Genomic DNA, 11255 nt, shown 5'->3' with positions numbered 1-11255 from the left:
AGAATATTTTATCATAAATCCTAAACTCGTAGAGTTTGGGATTTATTTTTTTACAAAAAAAAGAGCTACGCACTAATTATTTAGTGCGACAGCCCCTTTTTATATTAGTAATTTACGATTTGAGCAAAATCAGTAGCAACTAAGCTAGCTCCACCAACTAAAGCACCATCTATGTCAGACATAGCCATTTGGTCTTTTATTGTGTTAGGTTTAACTGATCCACCGTATTGGATTCTTACCTTATCAGCAACTTCTTGACCAAACATTTCTGCAACTATTCCTCTGATTGCAGCTATTGTTTCGTTAGCTTGTTCGTTAGTAGCAGTTTTACCAGTTCCAATAGCCCAGATTGGTTCATAAGCTATGATAACTTTTTCTGCTAATTCTTTATCTAATCCAGCTAAATCAGCTTTAATTTGAGATCCAACCACTTCGTTAGTAACTCCACCTTCTCTTTGTTCTAGTGTTTCACCACAGCAAAGAATTGGAATTAAGTTGTGCTCGAAAGCAACCTTAACTTTCTTGTTTAAAGCTTCATCAGTTTCGTTGAAGTATTCTCTTCTTTCACTATGTCCTAAAACAACATAGTCAACTCCCATTGCTTCTAACATTCTTGGAGCAACTTCTCCTGTGAAAGCACCCTTTTCTTCAAAGTGCATGTTTTGAGCACCTATCTTTATATTTGATCCCTTAGCAGCCTTTATAACAGCATCAAGATCAACAAATGGAGCACAAATAACAACTTCACATGTTGCATCCTTTACTAATGGCTTTAATTCTTCTATAACTTTAACAGCTTCATCTGGAGTGTAATGCATCTTCCAGTTACCAGCTATAACAGCTTTTCTCATCAAAATCACCTCATCATATTTTAGATAATCATGTTAATAAAAATATGGATGAAAAGACTCTAGATTTTCTACATTATATTCTTAGAAACTCCAAAGAAGTTTCATCCTTATCATTTTTATCTTTTTTTATTTTAATTATTTTCACTGTGTGTAAGTAATCATATCTAAATCAAATATTTAGATGATTACTTATCGTTTAGAGCAGCTATTCCTGGAAGAACTTTTCCTTCTAAGAATTCTAATGAAGCTCCACCACCTGTAGAGATGTGAGTCATCTTATCTCCAAAACCTAAAATGTTAACAGCAGCAGCAGAATCTCCTCCACCAATAACTGTTGTTGCATCAGCATCAGCCATAGCCTTAGCTACTGCAATTGTTCCCTTGTTGAAGTTTTCGAATTCGAATACTCCCATTGGTCCGTTCCAAATAACAGTCTTAGCATCTTTAATAGCATCAGCATATAGAGCCTCTGTCTTAGGTCCGATATCTAATCCCATAAATCCTGCTGGAATGTTTTGATCTTCAGTTACTGTAGCTTCAACATCCTTGAATCCATCAGCAATTCTGTGATCTACTGGTAATAAGAATTTAACTCCATTAGCTTCAGCTTTAGCTATCATTTCTTTAGCGTAGTCCATTCTATCGTCTTCACATAAAGAAGTTCCGATTTCATATCCTTGAGCCTTTAAGAATGTGTAAGCCATTCCTCCACCAATAATGATTGTATTAACTTTTTCTAATAAGTTGTTGATAACAGCAATCTTATCAGAAACCTTTGATCCACCTAAGATAGCAACAAATGGTCTAACTGGTGCGTTTACAGCTTCTCCTAAGAACTTTAATTCCTTTTGAATTAAGTATCCACATACAGCTGTATCTAAGAATTCAGTAACACCAACTGTTGAACAGTGAGCTCTGTGAGCAGTACCAAATGCATCGTTAACGAATATATCAGCTAAAGAAGCTAATTCTTTAGAGAATTCTTCAACATTCTTAGTTTCTTCTTTTCTGCATCTTGTATTTTCTAATAATACAACATCCCCATCATTCATAGCAGCAACTGCAGCTTTAGCATTTGCTCCTACAACTTCTTCGTCTCTAGCGAATACTACTTCTTTTCCTAACATTTCGCTTAATCTCTTAGCTACTGGAGCTAATGATTTAGAAGCATCTTTTCCTAAGTGTGAGCAAAGGATTACTTTAGCTCCATTTTCCATTAAATACTTAATAGTTGGAAGTGCTCCATTTAATCTATTTTCATCAGTTATTACACCATCTTTTAAAGGTACGTTAAAGTCACATCTAACTAAAACCTTTTTACCCTTAACATCGATATCTTCAATAGTCTTCTTGTTAAAGTTCATTCTTTTCACCTCTTAATTTATTCTATATTTTAAAATAGTCTGGCTTTATAGCCTTATACTACAAAACCAGACTTATTTTACTTTTTATACTTTATGCTAATTCTAAATCTTATAGGCTAGCGAAGTATTTGATTGTTCTAACCATTTGGCTAGTGTATGAGTTTTCGTTGTCATACCATGCAACAACTTGAACTTGGTATAAATCTTCTCCAATTGGAGCAACCATAGTTTGAGTTGCATCGAATAATGAACCATAAGTGATTCCGATGATATCTGAAGATACTAATTCTTCTTCAGTGTATCCGAAAGATTCGTTAGAAGCAGCCTTCATAGCAGCGTTTATAGCTTCCTTAGTAACGTCCTTTCCTTTAACTACTGCAGTTAAGATAGTAGTTGAACCAGTTGGAACTGGAACTCTTTGTGCAGAACCGATTAATTTTCCGTTTAATTCTGGAATAACTAATCCGATAGCCTTAGCAGCTCCTGTTGAGTTTGGAACTATGTTAACAGCTGCAGCTCTAGCTCTTCTGAAGTCACCCTTTCTGTGTGGTCCATCAAGTACCATTTGGTCTCCAGTGTAAGCGTGGATTGTTGACATTATACCAGATTGAATTGGTGCAAAGTTGTTTAATGCATTAGCCATTGGAGCTAAGCAGTTTGTAGTACAAGATGCAGCTGAGATTATGTTATCTTCAGCAGTTAAGATATCTTGGTTTACGTTGAATACAACTGTTGGAAGGTCGTTTCCAGCTGGAGCTGAGATAACAACTTTCTTAGCACCTGCATTGATGTGTGCTTGAGACTTAGCCTTTGATACATAGAATCCAGTACATTCAAGAACTACGTCTACTCCGATTTCTCCCCAAGGAAGTTTTGAAGCGTCAGCTTCAGCATAAATTTTGATTTCTTTTCCGTTTACAACGATAGAATCTTCTTTAACTTCTACAGTTCCGTTATATCTACCTTGAGATGAGTCATATTTTAATAAGTGAGCTAACATCTTAGGATCTGTTAAGTCGTTGATTGCAACAACTTCATATCCTTCTGCTCCGAACATTTGTCTGAATGCAAGACGTCCAATACGTCCAAAACCATTAATCGCTACTTTAACATTTGCCATTAAAATTACCTCCTAAAATTTGGTTTTTATAAAAATTAATTTTTATAAACTTTTTTATATATTCTAATTACTGTGCTTCAACCTTTCAAGAATCTCTCTTCCAGCTGCTTCATCAGTAACTAAAATTCCATTTGTATTATTACGCTGAGTAGAAATAATTGACTCTACCTTATTTTTTCCACCTGCAACAGCAATATGCGTGTTAATTTTTCTGGATTCTTTAATATTAATTCCAATAGCAGTTGTTTGAGACACTACTTCCGAATTTTTATTAAAATAACAACCAAACGCTTCACCAATTGCTTCTAAGCTTTCAAGTCTTTCTATCTCTTCTTCAGATGCACCTCTCTTCACTGCCATTTCCTTAGCATTACCTACACCGTACATTAATATGTCTGCTTGATGTATGGAATCTATAACATCTTTAATTTCTTTTTCTTTTAACAAAGTATCAAGAATATCTGATGATAGATTTTCTGGTATATGAAGTAATTTGTATGTTCCATTTAGCTTTTGAGCTAATGATGCTGCTAATGTATTGGCTTGGGTTTCAACTTTTCTTCCCATTCCACCTCTAGCTGGAACAACTAATGCATTTGATAAACCTGTATTCTGCCTTGGAAAGGCTTCAACAACTTCTTTGATAGTACTTCCTCCGGTTAAAGCAATTATGCAATTGTCATTGATAATATCTTTTACATATCCTGCACATGCTTTACCAAGGTCTTTTAAGATTGTAGGATTCTCCTCTACATCTCCTGGAACTATTATAACCTTTCTAAGATGTAAAAGTGCTTTTATCTGATTTTCTATATCTGATAATCCCTTTATTTCATGTATAAAATCCTTTAGGTTATTAACAATTTCTTCGCCACTGCTTGTTACAGTCATGCCAGGAGTATTTATTTCTATCAATCCCTGTGACTTAAGAAAATTTATCTCGGTTCTAACTATTCTTTCCCCTAAATTCAACTGATTAGCCAAAATTCTTCTACCAATTGGTTGATTATAGTAAATAGTTCTTAGTACATTGTACCTTTTTTCGAGTACTTCTACAAGTTCAGGAACTATTTTCTTTTGTAATCGCAATATTTCCTGCACCTCTAACACTCCTTTGGGCGAAGTATGTCCCACTCGCCATTTTTACGTCCCACATGTATTATTATAAATCACTAGTTGGATTTTTTAAAGAGGTATTGGAAAGTTTTTTTGTAATTTATTAAAGCTTTCCATTTTGTATAATCTATTTTTAGTAAATCAATATTTAGTATATGTTAATCTTATAAAATTATAATTTAGTACACACTTTTTATGTAGTAAAGTTAATACAAATATGTATAAAAATAAAGCCCTGAATTACTCAAGGCTTTATTTTAGATTCTTTTTCTTTTACTAGAAGATTGTATTCCTAATTCTTCTCTATATTTAGCTACTGTCCTTCTAGATATGTTTATCTTTTCATCATTTAAATTATCGCAAATAACTTGATCTGATAATGGTTTCTTTTTATTTTCATTATCTATCATATTTTTTATTTTTTTCTTTATTATTGTTACAGCAACATCTTCATCATTTTTCCCAACAGATAATTTAGATACAAATAAATCTTTAATTTTTATTGTTCCAAAACTAGTTAATATATATTTATCTTTTATAGCTCTACTCACTGTTGATTCATGCATTTTTATATCTTCTGAAATCTCTTTTAAAGTCATTGGTTTTATATGATTAACTCCATTTAAAAGAAAATCATTTTGTTTTTTTACTATCTTTTCAAGTACTTTATATAAAGTCGATCTTCTCTGCTCTATACTTTTTACTATAGATATAGCTTTATTTAACTTCTCTTTTACATATTCAGCAGTATTCTCATCTGTATTAGTATTTAAAACTTCTTTATACGCATTATTTACTGATAGCTTAGGTAGAATTCCATCATTCATAATTATATAAAACTCACCTTGAATATTTCTTATTTCAGCATCAGGAATTATAAATTTCACATCTTCTCCTGTAAAAAATCCTCTCGAAGGTTTTGGTTCAAGCTTTCTTATAACATCACCATATCTTTGAGCCTCCCTAGGAGAAATATTTAGTGACTTAGCTATGTTTCCATATCTGCTATTAGCTATATCTTCCAAGTGATTATCTACTATTTTCTCTAATATATCATCTATTAATCCCAAATTTATAAGTTGTATCTTTAAACATTCTTTTAAGTTTCTAGCTCCTATTCCATACGGCTCTAAATCTTGAACTACCTCTAAAGCTTCTTCAACTAAAACCTTATCAATATTAATTTCCTTTGCTATTTCCTCTACGCTTATTTCAAGATATCCTCTATGGTCTAAACTTTCAATAATATAACCTGCTATACTTATTATTAAATCGTTTTCCTCAATCTCATTAATTTGTTCATAAAGGTATTCCTTTAATGATTTTTTTTCTGAAATAAAATTAAAAGGCGATATTTCCTCATCATCATAACTTCCATAACTTTGAGCTCCGTAATTATCAAACTCAAGATATTTTATCATTTCTTTATAATCATATTTATCTAACTCTTTACTTTTACTATCAGCTGAATTACTTATATTTTCTTGCATTTCTAATATAGGGTTCTCTGCAAATTCATCATTTATATACTCTCTCAACTCATTTGCAGACATTTGTAACACTTTAATAGACAACTGCATTTCATGAGTTAACACTAACTTTTGTTCTTGCGTAAGATTATAGCTATAATCCATTCTCATCCTTATCACCTACTTATATGCTTGTACATATCTTTTATATTAGTTTATATTGTTATATTAAAAATTTCAACAATATATGTATACATTTTCAAAAAAAATTATAAATAAAAGAGAGTATCCCAAAATACTCTCTTTTATTTCTACTTATATTTCTTATTTGACATAAAGAATACACCTGTTGCATTATTACCTGAATGTATACCAACAGTACATCCCACAACTGCATCAATGTAATTTAAATTATGTTCATCTAAATAGTCTTTTATAGGCTTATAAACATCCTCATTATTTACATTTAATAAAACTATAGGCATATCTTCTTTTAAGCCATAATGTTCTATATCTTTTATAATTCTCTTTACAGCTTTTTTACTTCCTCTTACCTTGTCTTTAACAGCCATTAAACCATCTTTAACTTCAAGGATTAGCTTTATTCCTAAAACTCCAGTAACAACACTTACAGTCTTAGTAATTCTTCCTCCTCTAACTAAGTTATCTAATGATTCAAAGCATAAAGAAGAACTAATGTATTCTTTTGATTCTTCTAAATCAGCTACTATTTCTTCAGCGCTTAATCCTCTATCTCTAAGTATTGCTGCTCTATACGCTAATAATCCTAAGCCAGAGGTAACATTTTGAGAATCAACAACATAAATATCATCACTTTCTAACATTTGCTTTGCAAGACATGCTGACTGATATGTACCACTCATACATGATGATAAATGTATAGATATTATTTTATATCCTTCTTTTAAATACTTTTCATATGCTTCTGCAAATCTTGGTGGTGTTACTTGTGCTGTGTTAGGGAAAATATCACTTGTTTCTATTTTCTCAAATAACTCTTCAATATTTATGTCTACACCATCTAGATGGCTCTCTTCTCCAAAGTTAATTAATAGAGGTAAGACATCAATATTAAGCTTTTTGAATACCTCTTTTGGTAAATCTGCTGAACTATCTGTTATTATTTTAATTTTATCCATTTCCCTCATTCCCCTCTATTTTATTTCATATTAGGAAATCCTATTTGTCTTAATGCTTCATATGCAATTATAGCAACTGTATTTGATAGGTTCAAACTCCTAGTACTACTTTGTATCATTGGAATTCTAATATTTTCATGAGTTTCATGAACATCTTGTGGAACCCCAGAAGATTCTCTACCAAACATTATAAAATCTCCTTCTTTGAATTTCACCTCATCATAATGCTCACCACCATGAGTTGATGCTAAAAATATTTTTCTATCTCCATACTTTTCAATAAAAGCTTCATAGCTTTCATGAACTTCCAATTCTAAATCTTTCCAGTAATCTAAACCTGCTCTTCTTAGATGTTTTTCATCTAAAGCAAATCCAAGTGGTTTTATTAAATGTAACTTTGAATCTGTTAAAACGCAAGTTCTTGCAATATTTCCTGTATTTTGTGGTATCTCAGGTTGATATAAAACTATATTCAAATTCACTGTTTTGACCTCCAATTCAAGCACTTTAATGCTATGATAAAAATGATACTACAGGGTATACATTTAGTCAAAACTTTTTATCTATCTAAATTATATAACTATATTATATAATTTATACTACTACCTCCAAACCTTTCTTCTAAACTAAATTTAAAAAAATCTTTCATTTCATTTAATTCTTCCTTGGGATATACAAACTTTCCATAGCCAAATTGTCCATATTTATATTTTCTTTCTTCTTCATTCATAGGTAATTTACTGTTTGGATATACTTCTAATATTCTCTCTTTTGCTCTCCCTGTAAATCTATGAGATATTACTTCAAACATTAAATCATCTGTACTTATATCATTTTTTATTTTATCCAATAAATTTAAATACTCCTCTTTCCAATTGGGATATATAAACACTGGAGCAATAATAAATCCTAAATTATATCCTGCTTCTTTAACTTTTTTTGCTGCTTCTAATCTTTTATCTATATTATCTGTACCATGCTCAAATTCCCTTATTACCCTTTGAGTATTTATACTAAATCTTATTGTTGTATGACCATTATGATTAAGTTTTAAAAGGGAATCAACATCAGAAAACTTACTTACAACTCTAAACCTAGTAAATTCGTTTTGGCCAAACACTTCAATAGCTTTTGCTAAAGCTCCTGAGTAATATTCAACTGGTATAGGATCTGAAGTTGCTGCACCTTCAAAAATTGTTATATTAGGTTTTCTTTCTTCAACATATTCCATTGCTTGATTTAATATTTCATCTATATTTACGTTTATTTTAGTGTATGGTCTTTTCCCAAGTTGTGTATTTAAATAACAATATTCACACATTCCACTACACCCACTTATTAATGGTAACTGATAGTGTGCTGATGGTTTACAACTTTGAAATGGTATCTTTTTTCTTACACCTACAATTAAAGTTCTTTTACTATCCATAAATTTTTCAGCCGGTGTTGTGTTTCTTATAGATGGATACCTATTACTTTTTACTATGGTAGTATTTATATTAAACTTTTTAAACTTTTCTAATATTTCTCTTCCCTTTTCATATTCTAATGCCTTTTCTTCTATTACTGCTTTATTAGGTATAAACAATACTATCACCTCTTTTATTAATAGTATTATATTAATAAAACAAAAAAATCCATGAATTTTATCATGGATTTTTTGTCAAAATAAATTTATTTATTACCTTTGCAACACCACTATTTATATTGGTATCAGTAACGTAATCGGCAACTTCTTTTAGGCTATCAACTCCATTACACATAGCCACTCCCAAACCTGCATACTTGACCATTTCAATGTCATTTTCGTTATCTCCAATGCATATAACATCTTCTATATTTATATTTAAATAATTAGATAATATCTTAACAGAACTACCTTTAGAAACTCCCTTGGGACCAATTTCTATTGAGTAACTTCCTGCTCCAAATATAGACATGTCTGAAGTATCTTCTATTTCTTTTCTAAATCTACGCAAACTCTCTTTATCTATGGAATATAGTACACATTTAACAATATGGCCTTCTAAATCTTTAAGCTTTTTTCTTAAAGATTTTAATGTAAGATAAGAATCAACATATATCTTATTACTCTTACTATAATTCTTCATCTTATATACTAAAGCAGCAATACTCCCAATAGCACTATAAGCTATTACCCTATCCATTGTATAGAAATGTGCTACTAGTTTATATTTTGATAGTAGCTCTAATAACTTTTCATACTCATCTCTTTTAAATGATGCGTGGAATATTGTTTTACCACTGTACCAATCCTTAACTACTGCACCATTTGCAGCTATAACAGGTGATTTCACCTTAATTCTCTTAGCAATCTGTACAGCATTGCTATATATTCTTCCCGTAGAAATCACTACTTGTACACCTTTTTTGTAGGCTTGTTCTATTGCTAAAATATTCTCTTCTGGAATTATTCCGTTTTCACCTAGTAATGTTCCATCTACGTCTATACATATTAATTTATAGCTCATAACATCCTCACTAAAATATTTATACTGTTGGTGTTGGTGCTCCTGTTGCTCCTTCATCTGTTGATTCAGGTGTATTTGGTTCAGCTACTGGGCCTGTCCCTCTTCTAATAACTGTTTGTTGTGGTGCATAAGTGTCTGTAGATATTAGTTCCTTATTAATTTGTTTTCCATCTTTATAAGTAACTAAATAAGCTTTTGCTTTACGCCCTGCTGCACCTTTCACCTCTACAACTTCTGTCCCCTTAGGTAAGCTTGCATCATCCTTATACTTAACTGATTGAGGTATGGCTCCTAAATCTTCGCTAACCAGTTTGTAAGTTTTTCCACCAAGAGCACTTGGATTTCCATATATACTTATAGTAACTACCTTATTTTGTGTATATCCTTCAATATAAATTGGGAAATCGTATGGGTTCTTAAACTTATAGTCTACTCCCCCCCAAGCCATTGTTGCATCTAAGCCTGGATCTACATATCCAACTGGTAATGAATGATTCCTTCTCTCAGTAGATCTTATATTAGCTTGCATAGCTGCATTATATAATGTACTTGATACTTGACACACTCCACCTGCTTCTGCTGGTACAACCTTATTATTCATATACATAGTACCTATTTTATACTTACCTTTACCTCTTTGTGATAGTTCACTGAAACTAAATTCTTCACCTGGCATAAGTACAGTACCATTCAATAAAGATGTTACAAAAGCTATGTTATAGCTTCTATCTTCTGTAGATGACTTATATTCAGTAGAGAATGTTGACATCATTCCATTAATCTTAGCTAAATCTGACTTTTTAACTCTAGCTTGTACTTCTTTTAAACTAAATGTTAAATCAGTAGATTCACCTAAGTTTCCATTTAATGCTTCTTTTATCTTTTTATCTAAATCCGTTGAATCAAGAGTGTACCCAACTTTATCATTAGAAATATTAAAACTGTCTCCTGATTTAGAAATTGTCGCATTAACCGGTGATATATCTACAGCTTTTTTTATGCTTTTCTCTATATTTGCTATTTTGGTTTCATCATAAACTAAGCTCATTTCAATATCATGAGTCTCTTTATCTTTATTCTTTATTAGTTTATTTTTATTGTATGCACTTTTATCCTTACCATATAGAACAGCCTCTTCTGCCACTTCATCTATATTATACGCAGCACTTAAGTCACTATACTTGTATGAAAGCTTCTTGTCTCCAACAGTTATGTTAATTGCCTTCTCACTTAACTGCGACGCAAACTTTTCATTAAGAATTTGTGCTACCTCTTCCTTTGTTTTTCCACCAAGGTCTACCCCTTTAACAGTCACCCCAGGGTATGTTTTGTCATCCCAAGACTTTACTTGCTCATTTAAAGATACTGTGTAAGCTAAATAAGCACCAATTATAAAAACTATAATTCCTGAAATAATAAAATATTTTGACTTTAAAACTTTAATAATATCTTTTTTATCCTTCATTATGTCAACTCCTTTCCTATAAAGTGATAAAAAATGTCTCATATTAATTATATATTAAATACTAAAAAAATATAAGATGAAGTATTTAGTATTTAACATTAAATTTTTATTAATATTGGTTTCCTAAAGAATAAAAAAATCGCCAAGGCGACTGTGGAGCCGTCGATTTTTTTCGCCCATCTGCATTTCCGAAGCTTGCCTGAGGAAAATCTTGCAGG

General features: G+C 31.3%; 10 protein-coding genes. All 10 read right to left on the bottom strand.

Annotated features, from left to right (window positions below; all coding sequences use genetic code 11):
- Positions 1–104: 104 nt before the first annotated feature.
- The 10 genes from tpiA to KIB46_RS15245 all read right to left on the bottom strand — a co-directional run bounded on the left by tpiA (position 105) and on the right by KIB46_RS15245 (position 11037).
- Positions 105–851, bottom strand: a complete 747-nt coding sequence (tpiA, locus tag KIB46_RS15290; protein WP_291673007.1) for a triose-phosphate isomerase — start codon at positions 849–851, stop codon at positions 105–107.
- Positions 852–1036: 185 nt separating this feature from the next.
- Entirely contained in the window at positions 1037–2215 is a 1179-nt protein-coding gene (locus tag KIB46_RS15285; protein ID WP_156561547.1) for a phosphoglycerate kinase, read from the bottom strand.
- A 109-nt stretch (positions 2216–2324) separates the two neighbouring features.
- Complete coding sequence (gap, locus tag KIB46_RS15280; RefSeq protein ID WP_027098745.1) at positions 2325–3335, bottom strand: type I glyceraldehyde-3-phosphate dehydrogenase; 1011 nt, start codon at positions 3333–3335, stop codon at positions 2325–2327.
- A gap of 63 nt (positions 3336–3398) precedes the next feature.
- Entirely contained in the window at positions 3399–4436 is a 1038-nt protein-coding gene (locus tag KIB46_RS15275) for a sugar-binding domain-containing protein (protein ID WP_156561546.1), read from the bottom strand.
- 272 nt (positions 4437–4708) lie between these two features.
- Positions 4709–6091: an RNA polymerase factor sigma-54 gene (gene rpoN / locus KIB46_RS15270; protein ID WP_291673004.1), complete on the bottom strand. Its 1383-nt coding sequence runs from the start codon at positions 6089–6091 to the stop codon at positions 4709–4711.
- Positions 6092–6231: 140 nt separating this feature from the next.
- Positions 6232–7080: a DegV family protein gene (locus KIB46_RS15265; RefSeq protein WP_291673003.1), complete on the bottom strand. Its 849-nt coding sequence runs from the start codon at positions 7078–7080 to the stop codon at positions 6232–6234.
- A gap of 20 nt (positions 7081–7100) precedes the next feature.
- Positions 7101–7562: a tRNA (uridine(34)/cytosine(34)/5-carboxymethylaminomethyluridine(34)-2'-O)-methyltransferase TrmL gene (gene trmL / locus KIB46_RS15260; RefSeq protein WP_156559701.1), complete on the bottom strand. Its 462-nt coding sequence runs from the start codon at positions 7560–7562 to the stop codon at positions 7101–7103.
- Between the two features lie 98 nt (positions 7563–7660).
- Positions 7661–8668, bottom strand: a complete 1008-nt coding sequence (gene splB / locus KIB46_RS15255) for a spore photoproduct lyase (protein ID WP_291673001.1) — start codon at positions 8666–8668, stop codon at positions 7661–7663.
- A 61-nt stretch (positions 8669–8729) separates the two neighbouring features.
- The gene (locus tag KIB46_RS15250) at positions 8730–9572 is read right to left on the bottom strand and encodes a Cof-type HAD-IIB family hydrolase (protein WP_291672999.1); all 843 of its coding nucleotides are present in this window, start codon (positions 9570–9572) and stop codon (positions 8730–8732) included.
- A gap of 19 nt (positions 9573–9591) precedes the next feature.
- Positions 9592–11037 (bottom strand): VanW family protein, encoded by a 1446-nt coding sequence (locus tag KIB46_RS15245; RefSeq protein WP_291672997.1) that lies wholly within the window; start codon positions 11035–11037, stop codon positions 9592–9594.
- Positions 11038–11255: the final 218 nt, after the last annotated feature.

It is taken from the genome of Clostridium sp. (assembly GCF_018372875.1).
In the GTDB taxonomy this organism is placed as follows: Bacteria; Bacillota; Clostridia; order Clostridiales; family Clostridiaceae; genus Clostridium.
Note: the sequence above shows the minus strand (reverse complement) of the source record. Positions and strands in the feature narration are given on the sequence as shown.

Coding starts and splice junctions, on each gene's coding strand:
- tpiA (WP_291673007.1), bottom strand. CDS start 851: ATGAGAAAAGCTGTTATAGCTGGTAACTGGAAGATGCATTACACTCCA.
- KIB46_RS15285 (WP_156561547.1), bottom strand. CDS start 2,215: ATGAACTTTAACAAGAAGACTATTGAAGATATCGATGTTAAGGGTAAA.
- gap (WP_027098745.1), bottom strand. CDS start 3,335: ATGGCAAATGTTAAAGTAGCGATTAATGGTTTTGGACGTATTGGACGT.
- rpoN (WP_291673004.1), bottom strand. CDS start 6,091: ATGAGAATGGATTATAGCTATAATCTTACGCAAGAACAAAAGTTAGTG.
- KIB46_RS15265 (WP_291673003.1), bottom strand. CDS start 7,080: ATGGATAAAATTAAAATAATAACAGATAGTTCAGCAGATTTACCAAAA.
- KIB46_RS15250 (WP_291672999.1), bottom strand. CDS start 9,572: ATGAGCTATAAATTAATATGTATAGACGTAGATGGAACATTACTAGGT.
- KIB46_RS15245 (WP_291672997.1), bottom strand. CDS start 11,037: ATGAAGGATAAAAAAGATATTATTAAAGTTTTAAAGTCAAAATATTTT.